13 protein-coding genes are annotated in these 22375 nt (G+C 57.6%); 10 read left to right on the top strand and 3 right to left on the bottom strand.

Annotated features, from left to right (window positions below):
- Nucleotides 1-20: 20 nt before the first annotated feature.
- Together nagZ and FLT43_RS06245 are read left to right on the top strand one after the other, a co-directional pair.
- Nucleotides 21-1643 carry a beta-N-acetylhexosaminidase gene (gene nagZ / locus FLT43_RS06250; RefSeq protein WP_087442522.1) on the top strand — a complete coding sequence of 541 codons (1623 nt, stop codon included), beginning with the start codon at nt 21-23 and terminating at the stop codon, nt 1641-1643.
- A 602-nt stretch (nt 1644-2245) separates the two neighbouring features.
- Nucleotides 2246-3640, top strand: a complete 1395-nt coding sequence (locus FLT43_RS06245; protein ID WP_087442523.1) for a tryptophanase — start codon at nt 2246-2248, stop codon at nt 3638-3640.
- Between the two features lie 214 nt (nt 3641-3854).
- On the opposite strand, the gene FLT43_RS06240 is transcribed toward FLT43_RS06245, so the two are convergent.
- Genes FLT43_RS06240 through FLT43_RS29245 form a run of 3 tightly spaced genes read right to left on the bottom strand, consistent with a single transcriptional unit; the run spans nt 3855 to nt 6684 of the window.
- On the bottom strand, nt 3855-5588 hold the full coding sequence (locus tag FLT43_RS06240) for a hypothetical protein (RefSeq protein ID WP_127510894.1): 1734 nt from the start codon (nt 5586-5588) through the stop codon (nt 3855-3857).
- Nucleotides 5589-5593: 5 nt separating this feature from the next.
- On the bottom strand, nt 5594-6535 hold the full coding sequence (locus FLT43_RS06235) for a hypothetical protein (protein WP_087442525.1): 942 nt from the start codon (nt 6533-6535) through the stop codon (nt 5594-5596).
- Nucleotides 6532-6684 carry a hypothetical protein gene (locus FLT43_RS29245; RefSeq protein ID WP_164776196.1) on the bottom strand — a complete coding sequence of 51 codons (153 nt, stop codon included), beginning with the start codon at nt 6682-6684 and terminating at the stop codon, nt 6532-6534. The genes FLT43_RS06235 and FLT43_RS29245 overlap by 4 nt, the downstream gene beginning before the upstream one ends.
- A gap of 384 nt (nt 6685-7068) precedes the next feature.
- Here FLT43_RS29245 and FLT43_RS06230 point away from each other — a divergent pair, with 384 nt between their 5' ends.
- The 8 genes from FLT43_RS06230 (at nt 7069) to FLT43_RS06195 (ending at nt 22363) form a co-directional block, all read left to right on the top strand.
- Nucleotides 7069-8850, top strand: coding sequence for a VWA domain-containing protein (locus FLT43_RS06230; RefSeq protein ID WP_087442526.1), 1782 nt, complete (start codon nt 7069-7071; stop codon nt 8848-8850).
- Between the two features lie 57 nt (nt 8851-8907).
- Entirely contained in the window at nt 8908-12297 is a 3390-nt protein-coding gene (locus FLT43_RS06225) for a tubulin-like doman-containing protein (protein ID WP_087442527.1), read from the top strand.
- 1 nt (nt 12298) lies between these two features.
- Nucleotides 12299-14737, top strand: a complete 2439-nt coding sequence (locus tag FLT43_RS06220) for a transcription initiation factor TFIID (protein ID WP_087442528.1) — start codon at nt 12299-12301, stop codon at nt 14735-14737.
- 151 nt (nt 14738-14888) lie between these two features.
- Nucleotides 14889-16169, top strand: coding sequence for a vWA domain-containing protein (locus FLT43_RS06215; protein WP_087442529.1), 1281 nt, complete (start codon nt 14889-14891; stop codon nt 16167-16169).
- 19 nt (nt 16170-16188) lie between these two features.
- A complete protein-coding gene (locus FLT43_RS06210; protein ID WP_087442530.1) occupies nt 16189-16827 on the top strand; it encodes a beta-mannanase in 639 nt (212 codons plus the stop codon).
- A 13-nt stretch (nt 16828-16840) separates the two neighbouring features.
- A complete protein-coding gene (locus FLT43_RS06205) occupies nt 16841-18103 on the top strand; it encodes a TRAFAC clade GTPase domain-containing protein (RefSeq protein WP_087442531.1) in 1263 nt (420 codons plus the stop codon).
- Nucleotides 18100-21195, top strand: a complete 3096-nt coding sequence (locus tag FLT43_RS06200; RefSeq protein WP_244194189.1) for a GAP1-N2 domain-containing protein — start codon at nt 18100-18102, stop codon at nt 21193-21195. Before FLT43_RS06205 ends, FLT43_RS06200 begins: the two co-directional genes overlap by 4 nt.
- A 247-nt stretch (nt 21196-21442) precedes the next feature.
- The gene (locus tag FLT43_RS06195; RefSeq protein WP_087442532.1) at nt 21443-22363 is read left to right on the top strand and encodes a decaprenyl-phosphate phosphoribosyltransferase; all 921 of its coding nucleotides are present in this window, start codon (nt 21443-21445) and stop codon (nt 22361-22363) included.
- Nucleotides 22364-22375: the final 12 nt, after the last annotated feature.

The raw sequence follows: 22375 nt of genomic DNA, 5'->3' as shown, positions 1-22375 counted from the left end.
GAGAGGATGGAACGAGTGGCATGGGTAAACAGCAACTGACATTGGAACAGAAAATCGGCCAAATGGTCATGTGCGGCTTCCACGGCCCGGTTGTCAACGACAATATCCGCACGCTGATTGAGAAGCATCATGTTGGAGGCATCATTTATTTCCGCCGCAACGTGCAGAGCAAGGAGCAGGTATGCGGATTGTCCCGGGAGCTGCAGCTTATCTCGCGCAAGCATACTGATATTCCGCTCTTTATCTGCCTCGACCAGGAGGGGGGCATGGTCGCCCGCATCGATTGGGACGATATTACGCTCATTCCCGGCAATATGGCGCTCGGCGCGGCACGCAGCGCCGAAGACGCGTATGAAGCGGCCCGCATCTGCGGCGAAGAGCTGCTCCATATGGGCATCAATATGAACTTCGCGCCAAGCGTGGACGTGAACAACAATGCCCTGAACCCGGTCATCGGGGTGCGTTCGTACGGCGAGCGCCCGGATCTCGTGGCAGAGCTAGGAGCAGCTCAGATTCGCGGTCTGCAGGAAGCGAACGTCGCGGCGACGGCGAAGCATTTCCCGGGTCATGGCGACACGGCTGTTGATTCCCACCATGGACTCGCCGCGGTCAATCATGACGAGGAGCGGCTGCTCGCGATCGAACTGGCGCCATTCATTCGCGCTATCCGCGAGGGCGTCGATCTGATTATGACGGCACATGTCATGTTCCCGGCCTTCGAGCCGAACCCGATTCCGGCGACGTTGTCGCGCAGCGTGCTGACGAATCTGCTGCGCAAGCGGCTCAACTATAATGGCGTAATCGTCACCGACTGCCTGGAGATGCATGCGATCTCCAAGGAGTTCGGCATTCCTGAAGGGGCCGTGCGCTCGGTGGAAGCCGGCGCCGATCTGGTGCTCGTCAGCCATACCTACGAAGAGCAGGTGGCGGCGATTGAGGCGCTGGTCGAGGCGGTTCGCAGCGGACGGATTCCGGAATCGCAGATCGACGAGTCTGTCGATCGGTTGTTGGCGCTGAAGGCGAAGCGCAGCATGGACGTCCTGCCGGAAGTGACGCCTCAATTCGCGGCGCTGTTCGGTTCCGACGCTTCCAAGGCCGTCGTCGACCGCATCTGCGAGAACAGCATTACGCTCGTCAAAAATGATGGCGGAGCCATCCCGCTTCGCAAGGAGGAGCCAACGCTCGTTATCTGGCCGGAAGTGCGCCAGCGCACGGAGGTCGATGAGCCGATCGAACAGTCCTACACTGTGGCGACTGCGCTGTCGCCGTACGTTGACCATGTGGAGGAATGGCGGATCGGCACGTATCCGGAGGCGGAGGAAGTGGAGGCGACCTTGGCGAAGGCCGCATCCTTCAAGCAGATTGTCGCGCTGACCTATAATGCGGTATCCACGCTCCATCCCGGCCAGGTCGAGATTGTACAGGGCCTGATTGGGCTCCAGGATGCGCAGGTTATTGTCGCCTCGACGCGCAATCCGTATGATTTGAATCAGTTCCCGGATGCGCCGGTCTATCTGTGCTGCTACGAGAATCGCCCGGCGACGATGAAGGCGCTGGGGGCCGTGCTGGCAGGCAAGCAGGAAGCGCGCGGCAAGCTGCCGGTTACGATCTCGCCGGAATACCCGTTCGGGCATCAGGCGTAGAGGGATAGAGAATCGGCATGGAAAAAGAGCCGATAGTGGTAAGAGAAGGCCGTTCCCCGGTCGTCAATAATGACGCCGGGAACGGCCTTCTCTTGGTGGATTCACGGGATCCTCCGCTGCGGCGCAGGAGAGGAGGGGAGGCCCGGCAGGCCAGGGAATGGTGACTCATCGGCTCTTTGCCTGATGCCGGGCAGGGGAAGGAGATGCAGTTGCGGTTGCTCCCGCAGGTGAGAGAGAGAGGCTGCCCCTGCATTTCTTCCTTCTGAATATGGAAGAAAGCCAATGACTCCTCTTGGGAGACAACATCTGCTGTCTCTCTATTCTAGACGCCCCTTTCCGATCCGCCGCTTCAAGTTTTTGACGCCGAAACTCTCCTAATTTGTCCATTACATACCACTCATGAACCATCTCGAATCACCTCCAATTATTTCTATATTCCTCCTGCCGCGAAAAAATCGTGAGAAAAAAAGGCAAAAAGAGTACAATATTGAAAGCGTTATATTTTTCCAGTATAATGAAATCGCCTTCAAAATATTGGAACTGCAAGGAAAAACTTTAAAGGTGACGTTGTAAAACTTATTTAAAATAACGGGGGTGTTGGAATGGCGCGATTCGCAGAGCCTTTTAAAATCAAAATGGTGGAGCCGCTGACCATAATATCACGGGAGGAACGGGAGAAAGCGCTGGAACGGGCGGGGTATAATCCATTCCTGCTGCGCGGAGAAGAAGTGTATATCGATCTGTTGACAGACAGCGGCACGAGCGCGATGAGCGACAACCAATGGGCAGGCATGATGCTGGGCGACGAATCGTATGCGGGCAGCCGCAATTATTATCATCTGTGCGAGACGGTGCAACAGATTACAGGCTATCAGCATGTGATTCCGATGCACCAGGGGCGGGGCGCCGAGAAGGTGCTGTTTCCGCTGCTTATTCAAAAAGGGCAGTATGTCCTGAGCAATTGGCATTTCGATACAACGCGCGCGCACGTCGATCTGGCCGGGGGGATTGCGGTTGATCTTGTTACCGAACAAGCCTATGATACGACGACGCCTTACCCGTTCAAAGGGAACTTCGATACGGAGAAGCTGCGCCATGCGATCGCTGAAAAGGGAACCGGGAACATCGCATTTATACTCATTACCGTGACGAACAACAGTGCCGGCGGCCAGCCCGTATCCATGGAAAATATTCGCGAAGTATCTGCCATCGCGAAGCAGAACGGGATTCGCGTGTTTTTTGATGCCGCCCGTTATGCGGAGAATGCGTACTTTATCAAGAAGCGCGAGCCAGGCTATGAGCATAAGGATATCGTTGATATCGTCCGTGAAATGTTCTCTTACGGCGAAGGGTTCACGATGAGCGCCAAAAAGGACGGGCTTGTCAATATTGGCGGCTTACTGGCCTTTAAAGAGGATGAAGCGTTATTTACGCAAGCGCGTTCGATGACCGTGCCGATGGAGGGATTTCCGACTTACGGCGGCTTGACCGGCCGCGATATGGAAGCGCTTGCCCGCGGGCTTCGCGAAGGCGTCGATGAGCAGTATCTGGCTTATCGCATCGGCCAGATCGAATATCTCGGCAGACGTCTTGAGGAGGGAGGAATCCCTTTCCAGACGCCGACCGGCGGCCATGCCGTCTTCGTAGACGCGAAGAAGTTGCTTCCGCATATTCCTGCGGCGCAATTCCCGGCCCAGGTGCTGGCGAACGAGCTATATCTGGAAGCAGGGATACGCGGGGTCGAGATCGGTTCTTTTCTGCTGGGACGTGACGCAGCGACGGGTGAGCAGTTGGAGAGCAAGCTTGAATTGCTGCGCTTGACGATTCCGCGCCGCGTCTATACGAATAATCATATGGATGTCATTGCGGATGCTCTGATTGCAATCAAGGATCGGGCAAGCACATTGGCAGGGTTGGAGTTCACGTACGAACCGCCGATATTGCGGCATTTCACTGCGCGCCTTCGACCGATCAAGACAGAAGTCCCGTCCCGCTGACATATGCTGTCTAGCCTGAACGGGGACGGAGTAAGCGAAAGGGAACCGTTTAACTGAACGACCGTTTACCGAACGGCATCGAAGGGTAATGAATGGTGATAAATGGTAGCGAATGACTGTACTTTGATGCGAGAAGGAGGGGGCGAGGAGCCCCCTCCTGCCCGGTTCCCAAGCAGGCGAAGGGAAGCGGGGGAAGGCCCCGGTCATGACCCCGCTATTCGACAGCTTCGACCATGAAGACCGGAGCGGTCTCGTCCTCGCTGCCGATATCTAAGTTCGTATAGTAATAATAGGCGCCAATGACCGTAACCGGGCCTTCCTCGAAGGAGAAATCGCCCTTCAGCAGAATATAGCGGTCTCCCATACGGGCGTAAGCTCCTATTTCGCTGACAGCGGTGATCTCGCAGGTGAAGCGGACCTTCTCGCGCGGATACTCCGGCAGCTGCTCCACGCGGATATCGATATAATCCGAACCTGGAATAACACCCACAAATTGGTAGACGTCGCCTTGACGCTCGTAGGTGGCCGCTCTGCCCTCGGCTCCCGCTACGGTCGGGTTACGTACGAGCAAGGTCGCGCCGCCTCCGACCTCGTAGCCGTCCGCCTCGAACGCGAACAACGGGTTGAGCTGGTTATTCGCGGCGGTATAGGCGATGTACAAGGCTGCGCGCGAATGTGAATCGGCTTCGACGAGCAGGACAGGCTGATCGCTGCTGCTCAACCGTTCCTCGACGGTCAGGCTCCGCACGGCGTTTCCGGTCGGAAGCGGCTGGCTGCGCAGCACCGTCGGCCGCCCTTGGCCGTCCCAAGCCGCGTAGTATATGCGCCGCTCCGAATCGATCGCCATGGCGTACACTTTGGCGCCGAACCGGTCCCGGCCGCCGCTGACGAGCGGATAGTCCCCCTCCGGCAGCAGAAGGGACGGATCGGATGCGGCCCAGGTGATGCGGACGGCTTCGATGTTCGCGGACATGTCGCGAAAGCCGGCCAGCGCCTCATAGAGGCTGATCGCCGCTTCGTATTCCCCGGCCGCCACATGGCGGTCCGCCTTCCGCACCCAGTTCTCCATCTCGCGTTCCAGATAGCCGCTTAGCCGCGACGGGATGCCGGAAGCATCCACATAGGCCGCATAGGCGGAAGCGTGAAGGGCGAACGCCTTCGCATTGTTCTGCTCGACATCCTTCCGCAGTATCGCCTCGGCAAGCTCCTCCGACTTGCTCTTCAGCCATTCGGCCTCGATGTCAAGCTTCCGGTACGCTTGGCGCATGGCCAGGACCTCGTCCAGCATAAGCTGGAACTTTCCTTGGCTAGCCAGGCGCGCCAGTTGGGCTTCGTCATAGGACCGGAACAGGCGAGTTAGTTGCTTCGCCTTGTCGTCGGCCCCGCCGAAGAGTGAGGCCGGAATGGCCAGCAGATTCGCCTTGAACGGTTCATCGCCACCGCTCTCCTGCTTGCCGTCTTTCAACTGGGCCTCGAAATGAGCCTTGAACCGGCTGAAATGCTCCTGCATCCGGTCTGCAGCTCGCGCGGTGGCCAGCATCTGCTTGAACTCGACGGCATAAGAGCCGCCAGACTTCAAATAGGTCGAACGCAATTGCTGATATCGGCTATGTATCTTCAAAAACGCATCGAAGCGGAGCGATGCCGCCGCTTCGTCCGCCTCTGACATGACCTCGTTCAGTTGGCGCTTCATCTCGGTAATCGGCGCCAGCTCCCGCAGTCTCTCGGCAAGCTTGTCTTCCTCATAACGTATCGAGCGATTATTCCGGGCATGACGGTACGCTTCTTCCGCTTCCACAAGCTCATGAGCGGCATACAGCCGGTCCGCCTCCTTGACGGCGTCGATCTTCTCTTTGATATGCATCCCCTTGAATCCAATCATTACCACCGCGGCGGCGCATAACAAGATCATCAGATTCCGCGGGTTCAGGATGTCTCGGATCGTCATATACATCAGCCTCTCTCAGCCGAGTCCTGAAAGTCAGGATCCCATTCGTATTTCTCGCGCACAATCCGGTTCACCTCGTCGGCGACGCGGTCCCAATTCTCATGCGGGTGCTGCCGGATCATCCGGTGCAGCCGGAGCAAGCGCTCCTTCGGCAGGCGATGGGCGTAGCGCCGGACCAATCCGGGATAGGCGAGCACGTAGCGCTTCATGCGCACGGCCGCGCCCGCCACGCCCGCGAGAATATCCTGGCCGTTGTCCAGCCCGAGTATTTCCGGTTCGTAATGGATGACGAACTGGAACGTGCGGTCCTTAATCAGATCCCGCTTGATTTTGGCGATCTCGCCGATGTAATCGGCCAACAGCGGATCATATTGCTGCAGCAAGAGCGGCTCCAGCTCCAGCTCCATATCTTTGCGCAGCGCGAAGTAATGAAGCAGCGCCAGCTGCTGCAGCCGAATCGTATCGTTGCGGATTAACGGCCGCAGCTCGCGCAGCAGCTCATAGGTGAGCTGCTTGTCGTCATCCCAATGGGAGAAGGCATGCTCCCAGTCGCGGTATATGTCCTGGGCCAGCCGTTCCTGCTCGCGCTGCAGCAATTGATCCAGCTCGCGGCTGGCTTCGGCGGACATTGCCTTCCGCTGGACGAACCAGAGCAGGCCGATCAAGAGGATGGACGCCGCGGCGCAGAGCACCATTTGCCCGAACGTATCGCTCAGCAGGATGCCGATGAGCCCGAGCAGCAGGGCGAAGAGCCGCTTCGTCTGCAGCGATCGTCTTACCCGGGAGGCCGCGTGCCGTTCGATCGGGCGCAGCGACGCTTTACCGCAGACCGGACAGATTTCTTCCTCCAGCGCGGTGAACGCCTGACACGAGGCGCATCGATGTATGAGATGATAGAGCTGCTTCGGCTTGCGGTAAGGTCTGAAGTAGGCAGGTATTTTTTTCATGGCGTTCTCCCGCTCTCGCCATTGACGATAGAGACAAGCCGGGCATCAATATCCGCCGGCGAAGGCGTCGCTTTCTGCCGAACCCAATAGAGGACGGCTTGGCTGGCGACAAAAAGAAACAAAACTGCGATACAACCGTATGCTAACATAGAGAGTCCCTTCCTTTAACTGCAATCTAGTAATGGGAGATGCTCCGCAAGCCCATAGTAATCTATTAAGGCAGCGTGTCCTTGAATCGTATACTGATTAGACAAATTTCGACAAGGACATCCTTCATTCGAATGACCTTGTTCCTATTGCATTGTGTCGAATGAGGTTGAACTTTACAGTCACTGATTATATCATAATGACAGATCGGTGGTAGAATCAGTAAATATATTGTCGTTTCAGACAATATCGTGGCGGGACCCAAGGAAATTCAGAAAATTTTCATCTATTCTTAAGAACTATAAGGTATAACAATATAGTGCCGTCTTCCGCGGCGCTTGTGTGCCTGCCATTAACCTATCATTTTATGATAAAGGAGTACAACTATGCTTCAGAGAAAATTTGCTGCTTACATGATGTTGTTCACTCTGGCATTCGGCTTGCTTCCCTGGCTCGGGAAGGTGCCTGCGGCGCAGGCTGCCCAGGCGGCCTCGAAGATCGATGCCATGCTTGTCATCGATGTGAGCAATTCGATGGATACGAGCGATAAAGACAAGATCGGCAATGAAGCGATGAAGATGTTCATCGATATGCTGTCGTCCTCAGGCGATAAAGTCGGCATCGTCGCTTATACCGATAAAATCGAACGCGAGAAAGCGCTGCTGGAGATTCGATCCCAGGCGGACAAGGAGGATCTGAAGCAGTTCATCGACCAATTGAACCGCGGGCCCTATACCGACATCGCGGTCGGGGTGAAGGAAGCCGTCAAGGTGCTCCAGCAGGGAGCCGACCCGGCCCATGAGCCGATGATCGTGCTGCTGGCTGACGGCAATAACTACTTGAACAAGAACGGCGGCCGCACGCAGGCGGAGTCGGATCAGGAGCTGAGCGCGGCGGTAGAAGACGCGAAGCAAAAAGGCATCCCGATCTACACGATCGGGCTGAATGCCGACGGGCAGCTGAACAAGGAAGCGTTGGCCGAATTGTCGAAGCAGACGAACGGCAAAGCGTTCGTCACGTCGTCCGCGGACGACCTGCCGCAAATTTTGAGCGAAATATTCGCCAGCCATCAAAAGCTGAAGATCGTTCCGGTCCAGTCGATCACCGGGAACGGAAGCTATCAGGACGTGACGGTGAACGTGCCGAATGCGAACGTGATGGAGGCCAATATTTCCATCATGTCCTCGAAGCCGGTCGAATTGAAGCTGTATGACCCGTCCGGCAAGGAGATCGCGATTCCTTCAGATGACGTTCAGTTGTCCCGTTCGAAGAGCTATTCGCTCCTGAAGCTGATTCAACCGGTCCAGGGCGATTGGAAGCTGCAGGTCAAGGGGGCGGACAAGGACAAGATCGATATTAATCTCGTCTTCAACTACGATCTGGAGCTGACGATGGACCCGATTCCGGCCAAAACCTATAAAAAAGGAGATAAAATCAAGATTGGCGCCTACTTGACCAGCAATAGCCAGCAGCTGCAGAACGAGGCGCTGTACCGGAACATGAGCGCCGTGCTGAATGTCAAGGACCTCGATACCGGCGATACGGCCGATCTGCCCCTCGATCAGGCGGGGGACCGCTTCGAAGGTGAATTCGAGGTGAAGGACAAGCATGATTACGAGATTAAAGTAAGAGCGGAGGAGAAGAGCTTCTACCGGGAGACGGAGCCGGTCAAGGTGAGCGCCAAGCCGGCGGGCGCCGGTGCGTCCGCTCAAGCGGGTGCAGGCGATGGAGAAGCGGATAAGCCGTTCCCGATGTGGATCGTCTATGCGGCTGTCGGCCTCATCGTCCTCGCCCTGGCCGCCGGGTTCCTTATTGCGGCATGGAAGAAGGCGAACCGCGGCTTCGTCGGCCAGATGGTCATTGAGATCCGCGATGAGAATACGGGGGAGAAGACCTATCCGCAATATAAGAAGCTGACTGCCTTCAAGGGTAAATTCACGCTTCATCAGCTGCTGCAGCTGGCGCCCGAGTTCAAGGAGACCGACAAGATGGTCTTTATGCCGGGCAAGAGCGACCGCATCCTGCTCAAGAACGGCTCGGCCGGGACGGTTGAGAAATCAGGCCGCGCCGTCGATGCGAGCAGAGGGCTGGAGTTGAAGAGCGGCGACCGGGTTACGATCCCGCTGCAACAGGTTGATAAAACGGTCTGGATTGAATATATTGTGTAGAACCGTTCCGCACGCCCGTTTTTTTGAACTCGAACTGATAGGGAGGAACATCCTTTTATGAAACCAATCGTCAGAGAACATATTCAGCAATTGGACGTATCGCTGGGCGGAGGAATCGTCAGCGATAAGATCCGCGTCGACACGATCGACAATCCGATCTTGATTATCGGCTTGGGCGGGACCGGCATCGACGCGCTGCTGCGCTTGAAGTATCAGATCAACCGCAGATTCAAGCTGCCGGAAGATCCGATCTCGAAGAAGAAGCGCGAGAAGCCGGACAATGTGGAGTTCTTGGCATTTGAGACGAACGAACAGGATCGCAACAAAAAATACCGCGGCATCGGACTCGATCCGCTCAATGAATTCGTGCTGCTGTCGAACGCCGAGATCGGCGGGCTGCTGCAGAACCGCAGCATCCTGGAGCCGTACATTACCGAGTGGCTGTCCCCCGAGCTCAGCATCACCGACGGGATGAACGGCGCCGCAGGCGTGCGCCAGGCGGGCCGCCTGCTGCTGTTCACCAAAATCAATCAGGTCGTGCAGGCGATTGACAAGAAGATTAAGACGCTGTCCGTCGGCACGAACAAGAAGCTGATGGTATTTCTCCTGTCCGGCTTGTCCGGCGGGACCGGCAGCGGCTGCTTCCTGGATATTTCCTATATCGTGCGGGGCATTATCGAGCGGGATTACGGCTCGGCGGGCATCGACCGCGTCAATACGCTCGGCTATCTGTTCACGCCGGACGTGAACCTGTCGAACAAGAGCCTAAGCGAGCATACGCGCGAATATATCAAGAAGAACGGCTACGCCGCGCTCAAGGAGCTTGATTACTGGATGAACGTTGACAGCCGCGGCGAGCGCTTCCGGCAGAAATACGGCAACATCCTGACGGTTAATTCTCCGCTGCCGCCGTTCAATCTGTGCCATCTGATCTCGGCGACGAACACGGAAGGGAAGCTGCTGGAGAACTCGTACGACTACTGCATGAACGTGACGGCCGAGAACATTACCAACTTCATGGCGAGCGAGGAGAAGCAGTCCGGCGAGGAATTCGCGATTCACGACTATATCAGCAATATCCGTACGAATATCGCCCAGATGAACCGGGCGTATCCGGCCAATTACGAATACAACATCATCGGCGCGTCGTCGGCCGTCCTGCCAATCGAAGAGATGACGACCTATCTCGGGTACCGTCTGTTCCAGAAGATGGAGAAGATGTTCCAGAAGGCGCCGAGCCAGGAGGAGGTCGAGAAGTTCGCCCGCAAGCTGGGCGTCGATCTCGACACGATGGTGAAGACATTCGAATCGCGCGTGCCGGAGCCGCTGCCGGGCTTCGAGAACAGCGAGCGCCTGAGCTATAACAATGTCATCAAAATGCAAGTCGTCAATATGGATACGGAGCTGGAGCAGACGTTCCTGGCGCGGGCGCGCGAGGAATACATCAAGGCGAAGAAGCAGCTTCCCGGCGAGATCGTCGGCAGCTTCACCGATCAGATCCGGCGGATGTTCCTCCATCCGGAGCAGGGGCCGTTCTATGTGTCCCGTCTCATCTACACGGAGAAGGGCTTCTGTCTGTTGAAAATGCTGCTCTCCTACATCGAGACGCTGCGCGAGAATCTGCATCATATTCCGCGCGACATCGAGGCGGCGCAGGAGCAGGCGAATGAGCGCCTCGGCGATGCGAAGAGCGCCTTTATTTCCAAGGACAAAAAGAAAAATATGTACATCGAAGCCAAAATCCATGAATATTGGCTGCATGCCGATGTGGAGCGCACGGAGCAGATGATCGAATTCTACGAGGATCTGTACCAGCTGCTGAACCAGGAGAACAACCGCATTTATAGCGTATTTACCGAAATATTGAACGCGCTCAACTCGATCTTCGAGAAGAACGGCGACATTCTGATCAACGGCGAGGAGCAGGCCGACCATAAAGGGAACCGGACCTATTACTGGAACATCGTCAGCGTGCCGGACATCTCGAAAGTCATCAGCAACATTATGGATCAGAAGGAAGTCGATGACTTGATCCGCGACTTCTCGCTGGAGCTGCTGAATCACTCGAACCAGTGGATCAAGGAGCAGGAGCTCGATATCGTTAGTTCGATCTCAGACTTCCTGTCGGACAAGTTCGGCGATCTGATTACGCAATCGATGGAGGAGTTCCTCGTCATGAAGTTCGGCAACGACGAGTCGATCGACAAGTTCGTCGAGCGCCAGATCGCGAGCAAGCTGGATGACGAGGCGGTTCCGGTCTTCCATCTGAGCAACAGCTCGGGCAATCTTCATTTCCCGCGCTGGGGCTTCGTGTCGGTGCCCGTCCAGGCGCCGAGCATTCTCAAAGGGATCCGCAATTATCAGAACAATGCGGTCGGCAAGTCGAACTTCACGGTCAAGGAGAGCGAAGTGAAGAACCGCATCTTCTGGCTGAATACGCATAACGGGGTGCCGCTCTTCGTCTATACGCCGCTCAAGGTATATGAGGAAAGCTACGAGCGCACGATTCTCGACAAGGAGGGGATCGGCCGCCATCTCGTGCAGACCGATAAAGCGAATTGGACTTATCTTCCTTCGCCGATACCGGAGCAATCATGGGGAGATACGTACCAGAATGAACGGGTGCAGAAATACAACGCCCGCGTCCGCGCCGAATTCGAACGGGGCTCGCGGTTCAAGACCGTCATCGAGAAGGGCATGGACGACAACACGAGCAACCGCTATGCGGTCGTCTTCACGAAGCCGTTCAACCTCGCGGACATGCTGCAAGGCTACGATCTGCAGCTTCAGGCCGCGAAGCCGAATCTCGGGGAAGTGAAGCGCGCTTACCTCGATCTGAAGCGGCTGCTGGAAGAGGGGCTGGAGCCGGTCGAGACCAAAGATATTTTCGGCAGCATGAACGAGGATCTGGCGAAGGACAATCTGATCCGCTCGCCGGAGCTGATTGCGCGCATTCGTGAGGAACTGGCCAAGTATGAGGCGATCGAGGCGAAGATGGCCGAGTTCGAGCAGATCCTTAGCCAGCATCAGGATGAGGAGAAGTGGCAGGATCAATTCATCGAGGCGCTGTACACCGGAACGATCTGCAAAAAAGGCGCGCTCTATGTGTATGACCGCGACGAGGAAGAGGAAGCATGGGAGCCGTTCGCCAATCTGATGAAGAGCCGGGATTATGTCGAATACGAAGTATACGAGCATTTCCGCGGCCTGGATGAGAAGAGTCGCGGCACGCTGCTGCGCAAATCGGCCCGCCGCGCCGCCGAGATGACGGCGACAGAGGACGTCGCGCCGCTGCTGGCGAAGCTGGATGAGCTGTACGCGGCATTCCTGGAGGCGCGCGAGCGGCTGGAATACGAGAAAATCGAGCTGGCGAACGGCGAGGACACGTACCAGTTCTACAAGCAATTGACGACCAAGCTGAACGCCATTCGGAGAAAGTTGAAATAAGATGATGACGCACACCATGGTAGAAAGGTTCGCAACCGAATATGCGCACGACGAGGATCGCCTCACCGGCCGGGACGATAACCAGAGCAGCATTCATTATCCGACGGTGTTCCTCTTCATCGGCGACAAGGCGGGGGACGCTATCGAGCCGATGATCCGGATTAACGATCGGAAATGGGATAACAGCGCCGGCGTGATGTACGTGCACGCGGCGTCCCGTGACCAAGGCGTGGAAGCTTACGGCGATGACACGGCTGGCCCGGCCGCCCGCGGCTCCGCTTCCGCGCGGCATGGCGCAGACCCCGGCGGCAGAGTCGCCCGGCTCGTGCTTCCGATCGGCGGAAGCGGGGGCGGCGACAGCCGCAAGAAGCTGCGCCGCGATGTGCACCGCCAGTTCTACGAGGAGGAGGGCGGCCTGCTTGAGCTCAACCGCATCTTGCGGAAGGTGAGCAGCGATATCGCGGAGTACGGCCGCCTGTATGCCTCCTTCGACCGGATTCATCTGGGGGTCATTACGCGGGCCGATGATCCGCTCAATGTGCTGGTGCCGGAAATTACGATGCTGGCGGAAGCGATTTTTCAGCAATCGTTCAAATCGGTGCAGACGGACCTGTACGCGCTCGTCAGCGAGCGTGAACAAGCGGAATCCTTCGGCTATGCCAGCTCGGCGGGAGTCGCGTTCCTGCGCGAGCTCGATTATATGCAGAGTCCGGACTATTCGTTCTCGGCCCCGCTGCATGTGACGGAAGACGGGATTGCGATCGAGGTGACGCATCCCGCTTCGCCGTTATTCGATCTCGTCTACGTGCTGACGGACAAAAATGAACGCGGCATGTCATCCTTCGACGAGGAAGACAATTACGAGATCATTTGCCATATGAACCTGTTGAAAAACCGGAAGCGGATTGACTCGGCCGCGGCGCATGGAATGGACAGCTACAACAATACCTCCCTGCGCAACAATCTGATGACCGAATCCGGCCGGATCGGGTTCGTCTCGGCGGGATTCTCGAAGGTGAAGCGCCCGAATCATTCGATAGCGCTCGCTGTGCTGTACCATTTCTGCCGGGAGCTGACGGCGCGGATGAAGGGCGGACCCGAACGGACGCCGGCGGAGAAGCTGGCCTGGTTCGGGCTGGACCCGGAAGCGATAGGGGCCCGGGTCGATCAAGCAGTGCCGGACGATGAGCGGCTCCGCGATATGAACGGCATGATGACGCATGGCGTCAGCTTCAGCCAATTGAAGCGCATGACGCTGCGCGAAGCCGAGGAAGCGCTGTTCGGCAGCGGCTGCATTGCCTTTTTCCGGGATAATTACGAACGGGCCGCAGACAGCGCGATCCGGCAGCTGCCGGATGACGAGCTGCAATATATGGTCCGGCAGCGGCTGGACTCCCAGACGGATATCGGCTTCTATCATGTGTACGCCTGGACGAACGAAGCGGAGGAAGCGGGCAGCATCTGGCCGCTTCTGCACGGCCGCATCCGCGATGCGGGAAGAGCACTCGAGGCGGCGCGGGCCGAGCTGGAGCAGAAGTATAGCGAGACGGTGGAGGAGCAATCGTTCCAGCGGCTGCCGCTGATGGATAAGCATAATGTGCGCAGCTTCATCCGCACCTTCTTCGACACCGTGTACCGTCAGAAGCTGGAGGTGCTGCGGCTGGAGACGGAGCTGGGGCTGTACCGGAGATATGAAGCGGAGCTGGAACGGCTGCACACGATATATAAGCAGTATGTGCAGCAGCTGGAGACGCTGGAGCGGACGCTCCGGGAAGCGGCGTTTGCCAGCATCCGCCAGGCCGATGATTATATCGGTCAAAATATTATGGAGTATTACGAGCGAGTAACGGCGGACGTCATGCGGGATATCGAGGCGAAGCGGGGGCCGGGCGCCTTCGGCGAAGAGCGGTATATGGGCAGCGTCTCCCGCCTGCTGGAGCAAGGAACGGAAGCATTGGCCGCGCGGCTGTGCGAGGTGTGCCGGGCTCATATTTTGACCGCGGCTCCGTTCAAGCAGACGTTCGAGGAAGAACTGCTGCGGCGGGCGAACGTGACGATCGACTACAGCAACCAGGAGGTGCTGTCGCGAGACGAACTGTTCAAGAAGCTGTACCGGACGCTGGAGGAGCATGCCGGCATTCATATCCGCCTGCTCGATTATACGCATAAGCACCGCTATGAGGAGAAATATTTCTTCGGCGACGCGACGAGCGAATTTATGCGGTACGCGCTGAACGAGGAGGAGACGTCCCGCATCTACAAGCTCGGCTGCGTGCACGAGAAGCGAAGCAGCGGGGTGGAGAAGCTGAACATTATGGGCGGCTTCCGCGTTGAGGACCTCATGTATTACCGGAACGGGAAAATGTACTACGAGAGCTATGTGCAGAACGGGTACCGATTCCACGGCCTCGATCCTGAGCTGCTGCCGCCTGTCCGTTAAGCCGGCATGCCGGGCGAACGTCCGCCGTGCTTCCGTGCGGGAGCGCGGATGTTCCGTACGGGCTGCGGCCGTTCCGGGGGGAATGGCGGGGAGTGGAATGCTTGTACATCCCTTTATGAACACGTATTTTATGTGAGAGGATGCTATATTTATGCAGCGAAAAGTGAACTGGCTCATGGTGCTGTTCAGCCTGATCGGAGGCGCCGCCGGCTGGGCGGCCGGGGAGTGGCTGCTGGGCCGCCTGCTTGGCCAATGGCCGGATGTCGTGGTAAGCGGGCTCTACTTCGGCGTTATCGCCCTATTCATCGGCCTGGCCTGCCTGACGGCCGAGATGATCTCGCCCCGGCTGAATGGCCAATCGTGGCGGCAGCGGTATGCGGGCACATCATGGCTGGTGCTCGTGCCCGCGACGCTCGTCATGCTGTTCATCGCGGGACTGGCGCTTGAAGCGGCGTACCAGATCGAGGCGGGCGGCGTAAAGACGGTCAAAAATATCGTGCTCGTGATCGACAATTCGGGCAGCATGGAGCAGACGGATCCGAACCAGGATCGCTATGAAGCGGCCAAACGGATGATCGACGAGATGGATCGGGACAAGCGGGTAGCTGTGTTTGTATTTAACGACAGCGTGGACCTGCTTCAGCCTTTCGTGCAAGTGAAGGATCGGGCTGTCAAGGATGAGCTGTTCGCCAAGATCGATGCGCTCCAGCCGACACAGGGCGGTACGGATATCGGCCTGTCTCTATCCGAAGCGATGAAGCATATCAAGGACAACCAGGATGATTCGCGCGGCACGATGGTCGTGCTGCTGTCGGACGGCTTCAGCGAAGTGAATACGAATGAAGCGCTCGCCGATTATAAGGCGCAGCATATTGCCGTTCACACGATCGGCCTCAGTCTGGTCGAGGCGGAAGGGGCGGGTCTGCTGCGACGGATCGCGGACGAGACCGGCGGCCAATACTACGATGTGTCCAAAGCGAACGAGCTGTCGTTCGTCTTCGAGAAGATTTACAGCAGCATCGGCGATCGGACATTGGTGACGGAGCGTTCCGGGCCGCTTCGGGACAGCGGCTATTATATGACGCTGCATGTCATTGCCCTTATGCTGATTGGCACTGCGCTTGGCTTGTCGCTCGGTCTCGTGTTCGACAACCGCTATCTTGCCAAGAGCTTCGCTATCGGCGGCGCGGCGGCGGGACTGCTTGCCGGTCTCCTGCTGGAGGCCGGCTTGTCCGGACGCCCGCTCACGGACGGAGCTGTGCGCCTGGGCGCCGATCTGGTGCTGGCGGGCGTCATCGCGCTGTTCTCGCTGGTCGTGCCTGTACAGGAGAGCCAGCGGCAACGGGAAGGCCGCGGGCGGAGAGGATCGGCGGGCAGTGAAGGCAGCAACCTGTCCGGACGGCAGCCCGATCGGAGCAGCCGCGGATTCTAGTGTGGGGAGGCCATGACAGATGCATTATACGGAAGCGGGTCAGGAGACGCCGGTCATCCGCGGACTGACACATCATATTGACGAAGCGCGGTGTACGCTGCGCTGGCTGTGGCCCGATACGATCCAGGCCGTCTATGTTCACAAGGCGGCTGCGGATCGCCCGGCGGCCGAGCGTCCGCCGGCAGCGGAGCTGAAGCTGTACACGAGAGACGAGTACAAAGCCAACAACGGCTTCCATGACCGGATTGATGGGATCGGGCGGCTCGTCTATACCGTCTATGCCTGTCTGCTGCAGGAGGACGGACAGCCGCAGCTTGTCATCCAGCCGGATGGCGGGAACCGGATCGCACTGAGCACCGGCCGGGCGAGAATCTATTACTCGATTCACTATAAAGGCGGCTGGTTCAAAAAATTCAAAGCGGCGCAAATCCAGGTGACGGCAGAGGTGCCGCTGCCAGCGGATGTGCTGTGTTATGTGAAGAAGCATGGCGGCTCTCCCGCCAGCAAAGACGACGGAACGGTGTACCCGTTCGTCGAGCCGTTCGCCCCGGGCCGGAATGTGCTGCCGGAGATCGAGATCGGGAAGGACGATTATATTCGGCTCTTCTTCACCGACGGCCGCCAATACGGCCAGCTATACGAGCTGATACCGGAATGAGGAGGGGAAGACATTGGGGATTTTTGATTTTCTGAAGCGCAAGCCGCAGCAGGCGTCACGGCCGCTGTTCTATGATATCGTATGCCCATTCTGCTTCAGCAAATTCTCGCCGGAGGAGGTCGTGTTCCGCGCGGCGCACCACCGCGAGGACGACGAGAATTACGCGCTGCAGGAGGATGAGAAGCTGAACAAATACCGGGACCGCTTCGGCCTCGATACCGTCTATGATATGGAGGCGGTTCTCGATCCGCGCGATATTCCCGATGAGCATCATCTGTATTCCGATCATGTGCTTATCGGGCTGAATGACCGCTATGGCGTCGTCACGCGCAGAAGGCTGTGCCCGCACTGCCATAATGAGCTGCCCGTGACGGCAGGGAAGGTGCCGAGCAATATTATTTCTATTATCGGGGCCTCCCAGGTCGGCAAATCGGTCTACATGACCGCGCTGATTCATACGCTCCAGCATACGACGGCCGATCATTTCGATGCCGCCTGCATGCCGCTTAATGCGGAGATAAGCCGCAAGTTCCGCACGATGTACGAGGAGCCGCTGTTCGAACGCGGCGATCTGCTCGCGTCGACGCAGAAGGAGAAGATGCAGGAGCCGTTCATCTTTCAATTCGTCTTCAAGGATGAGACGAAGCCGCCGCTCACGCTGGTGTTTTTTGATGTCGCGGGGGAAGGTATGGTCGATCAGGATTATCTGGGCCTGCACGGCCAGCATATCAAAAATTCGGCTGGCATCCTGTTCATGATCGATCCGCTGCAAATTCGATCGATTCGTGAAAAAATCCGCATGCAATACGGCGGAGCTTCCGACGAGTGGGTGCCGCAATATGACGAGCCGCGCGATGTCGTGCTGACGCTGTTCGGCGATTTCATCGCCTACCAGGATAAGAACAAGACCGACATCCCGACGGCCGTCGTGCTGACGAAGAGCGACATGCTGCATGCGTTGAAGGATGAGGATGGCGACTATATCAAGTCGAATAGCAACATTTTTCACAATATGGTTCATCGCAAATATCTCGATCTGACGGAGTTCCATAATATCGACGGCGAGATCCGGCGCTTCATCGAGAAGGTGGACCGTCCGTTCAAAGGAACGATGGATGTCTATTTCTCCAATACGGCCTACTTCGCCGTGTCGGCATTGGGCAGCAACCCGGTCAATCAGAAGCTGCAGGGGGTTGTCAGCCCGATTCGGGTGGATGAGCCGTTCATCTGGCTGTTGCATGAATTGAACTATATCGAGGGGAGAGAGCAGCATTGACATCGAGCAGATCCTCTCGCATCCAGCAGCAAATGTATACGCGCGAGCGGCGCGGGATATTCCGCCCCAATGAAGGCTTCGACACGATCGCGGCCTCCGGCGGGCTTGATACCGGATTCATCAAAAAAGTGCTCCATCCGTTCTGCGTCTATGACGCTCCGGCGGAGCTGGCCTCGCTCGGCGAGAAGGACGAAGCGCGCTATCCACAAGCGCTGCATCTGTTCCACGCCGATATGGGGCAGCTCGTCTTGGGCCGCAGCATCTATCAGGCGGCCGATTTCACAGGCCTGCGCAGCGCCTTCTTCACTCACAACTTCATCGTGCCTGCCGAACGGGCGGCCGATGCAGTGAAGGACTACCCATCGCTGCTGAACGCGGACTTCGCCAGCAGCTATGACATCGAGCAGGGCACGGAGCTGCCCGAACTGGAGAAGATTCCAAGTGCGGCGGAAGCGCGCCGTCCGGCTTCGCCGACCGCCCTGCTCGCCAGACTCGGGATCGACGAGAAGATGTTCAAGCAGCTATTGTTCGCCGTCATGTCGTCCGTTGTCACGAGACGCAAAGTGTTCGTGGCGCTCGACGTCGCGGTGGAGGAGTTGTCGGAGACCGCCTTGCAGCTGGTCGGCGTGCTGTACGGCAGCCTGCCGTATGCATACCGCCGCGCGCTCGGCTTCCTGACGTTCTCCAAGGAGCCGCAGAGCCGGAAGGGCATTCATCTGACGTTCGTCGAGCAAGGGAGCTTGCGCCCGAATGATCGCAACATCGACAAGGACTATACCTTCGATCTGGCGTCCAAGCGGGTGACGAATGTCGATATCGATCTGGGGAAGCAGCCCTACTTGAGCTTCGCTTGGAGCAATCTGGAGCAGCCGGTGCGGGCGGAAGCCTTCTATGTCTTCCACGAGCAGATGCTGGAGGGCATGGACTCGCAGCGGCATACCGCGATCGCCAGCTGCCACGAGCTGGCTGTATTGTTCCAGATCGAGGAAGGCAGCGATTCTTTCTATACGCAGAATCGGGTCGGCGCGCTGCGTTCGATGCTCGATTACTTGGCACCGGAAGGGGCTGCCGAGTCGAAGCGGCGGCTGGCGGAGCTGTTCCGTGGATGCTTCCAGCGCGAGTATGAGCTCGTCAAGCAGGGAGGCACGCCTGATCCGGCTATCGTGAAGTGCTTCATGGAATACGAAGCGCTTGCCGGGTCGGCGCTGGGAAGCGATCTGATCGGCTATTTGATCCGGAGCTTGTATGAAGCAAGTGAGTCGAAGGGCCGCGAGCGAATGGAAGCCTATTATGCGCTCATCGAGGGCAGCGACAGCGTCAGCAAGCCTTTCTTCGACACGCTGCTGCGGGGCGGCAAGACGGTAGAACTTTTCTTCCCGTATATGCGGCAGAAATTCCAGGAGATCGTCCGGGCCGATGATCTTCTGAAGCTGGCTCATCATTGGTCCAGCCAGCACCCGGTTCTGTTGCTCAAGACCGAGTTCACCGAGTTGGCCGCTGGACAGCTTGCCGAGAAGCTGCGGCATGATGTGGAGCCGGTGTCCGCCGTGAACGCGGTGCTGGATATGGCCGACCGCCTGCTCGCAGAGGAGGGGCGGCCTGCCAGCGAAGACATGCTTATCTTTATGGAGCAGCTGTCTTATGCGGCGAATGTGTTCCTGCTGACGGAGCTGAATCTGGAGCAGACGCGCCAGGAAGCGTTCCTCCAGATCGGATTCCTGGCGCATCCGGGAGAGGTGAGGGAATGGGCCGCCCGCTATCCGCCTCATGTGCAGTCCACGGCGGATGTTATGCTGTCTGCATACCGCTGGTTCCGCGACGCCGAACCGGATGAATCGATCTTCGACGGCTTATCGCCTGCCGAGCTGGACCGGCTGCAGCAGCTTGGACGACGCTGGCTGCAGAAGGATCTGGGGCCGTCCTGCTTCGGCCGGCTGGTGCTTGCGTTCTGTCGGGATGCCAACACAGGCTTGATTGAATACGGGGCGCTGCTTCATTATTTGCATCAGCACGCGCCGGACAAGGAGACGGTCTATCGGTTCATGAACTGGTCCGAGAAGCAGCGCTTTTTCTCGCGAGGAAGGAAGCTCGAGCCGGGATATGCTGCGGCGGTGGTCGCTTATTTCAAAAAATACGACCAGGACGCGTTCAAAAACCGGACGAACCGCAAGCTCTATTTCGAGCAGGCGGGCGCGCCGCTTCAGGCTGTATACGTCAAGGCCCGCAGCGAGCTGTCGCCGCCTATCGTCAGATGGCTGCGGCGCAACCGGAAAGCGATGGTATGGTTCGTGGCCATTCTCCTGCTCATCGGCGGCATTGGCGGCGGCTTGGCGGCCTCCGGCGTCTTCGACAGCGGCAAGCCTGCGGTGGCGGGTAACAACGCAGCCGATCCGGAGCCGGAGACGCAGCAGCCGGCAGAGAAGCTGGAGCCGCAAGTCTATGCGCGACAGAACGAGGATTTCGTGGACGGCGAATTGAAGCCGACGACAGAGCTTGTATTCGAGTTCGGGACGGAGGCGGAATGCGCCGCATTCCAGGCGGGCACGATTACGGTGAAGCTGGAGGGAGGCACTGAGCACACATATACGGATCGATCCGTGCAGCACCTCTGTTCTTCGGGAGCCGCTTCGGGGGCGGGTCCGGAAGGAACGCCGCCGGGCAGTTCTTCCGGAGCGGGAACCGACTCCGCGGGAACGACGGGTGCAGGCGCTGCCGATTCTACCTCGACAAGCGCCGAGCAGCAGGATCAGAATGGCGGCGGCAACACACAATCAGCCGATTCTCCTGATAACAAGGCAGGAATGGCAGGGGGCGGGGACAGCGCGCAGCCGGACGAGATGGCGGGAGACAAGCCCTCAGAAGACAAGCCTTCGGGAGACACCTCTCCGGGAGACACGCCGCTGGGAGATACGCCGCCGGGAGAAGCGGCGCCACCAGCCGGGGGCGCAGATGGCAGCGCGGGCGCGGATTCTGTCCAGCCGGCCCGGCAGCGAAGCTATCAAGCGGTTGTTTCTTTAGGTGAAGAAATCGAGATTGGAAAAATAAGTGAAGTACTTGTGAATCAGAAGATAGTCGAATATATTGAGAAATAGAGGCTGACACTCAGCCTCTATTTTTTGTCAGTGCGCACCGAATGATAGAGGAGGCTGAGAGCCATGCGCTGGATACCGGCACGCTGGAGCCGCAAATGGATTCAATGGGAGCTGTGGCATGCGCTCGTGCTGACGCTAGAGATGATAATACCATATAAATGGAAAAACCATAGAAAGATAAAAAGAAACTGCTAGGGAATAGAATCGAATAAACATAGATTGCTAGGTTATTAGGGGGATGTCGCACGTGAATATCAATCTTAAGCACACACCGCAGCCTGCCGCGGCCGCAGCAAGCTCCGGTCATGTGATCGCGCTGATGTGGAAGCAGCTGCGGCCGAAGCAGTGGACCAAAAACCTGCTCGTGTTCGCAGCGCTTCTCTTTTCGTTGAAGCGTGTGGAGCTGTCGGCCGTGTATCATTCGTTGATTGTATTTTTTCTCTTTTGCTTCGTATCCGGCTGCGTCTACATTATTAATGATTATTCGGACCGGGAAGCGGATCGCGTCCACCCGGTGAAGCGGCATCGTCCGATGGCATCCGGTGCGTTGAATCCGGCCGTTGCCCTCGGAACCGGCGCGGTGCTGCTAATTGGCTCGCTGGCCGCTTCTTACTTTATCCATCCGCTCTTGACCGCGGTGCTGGCCGTTTATTTTGTGTTAAATGTGGCTTACTCGTTCAAATTGAAGCATGTCGTCATCCTCGACATTATGACGATTGCCGCCGGGTTTGTGCTGCGGGCCATCGCGGGCGGTCTGGCCATTCACGTGAATTTGACGCCATGGTTCCTGCTCTGCACGATGCTGCTCTCTCTCTTTTTGGCGATTGGCAAGCGGAGGCATGAATTGTTTTTGCTGGCCGATCAAAAAGGGACGCACCGCAAGGTGCTCGACAACTATTCTTTCGCGCTGCTGGATCAGCTGATCAGCATCGTGGCTACGGCGACCGTCATCAGCTATTCGCTGTTCACGTTTACCGCCGGACGGACGACGCATTTGATGTGGACGATTCCTTTTGTCATATATGGCATCTTCCGTTACTTATATTTGATCCATGTCGAGAAGAAGGGCGGAGCGCCCGATCGGCTGCTGTTTGAAGACAAACATATTTTCGTTACCGTCATTTTGTACGTGATTAGCGTGCTGGCGATATTCATCCTGTTTGAATAGGGAAAAGGGGTC

The sequence above is a fragment of the Paenibacillus thiaminolyticus genome (assembly GCF_007066085.1).
Lineage (GTDB): Bacteria > Bacillota > Bacilli > Paenibacillales > Paenibacillaceae > Paenibacillus_B > Paenibacillus_B thiaminolyticus.
Note: the sequence above shows the minus strand (reverse complement) of the source record. Positions and strands in the feature narration are given on the sequence as shown.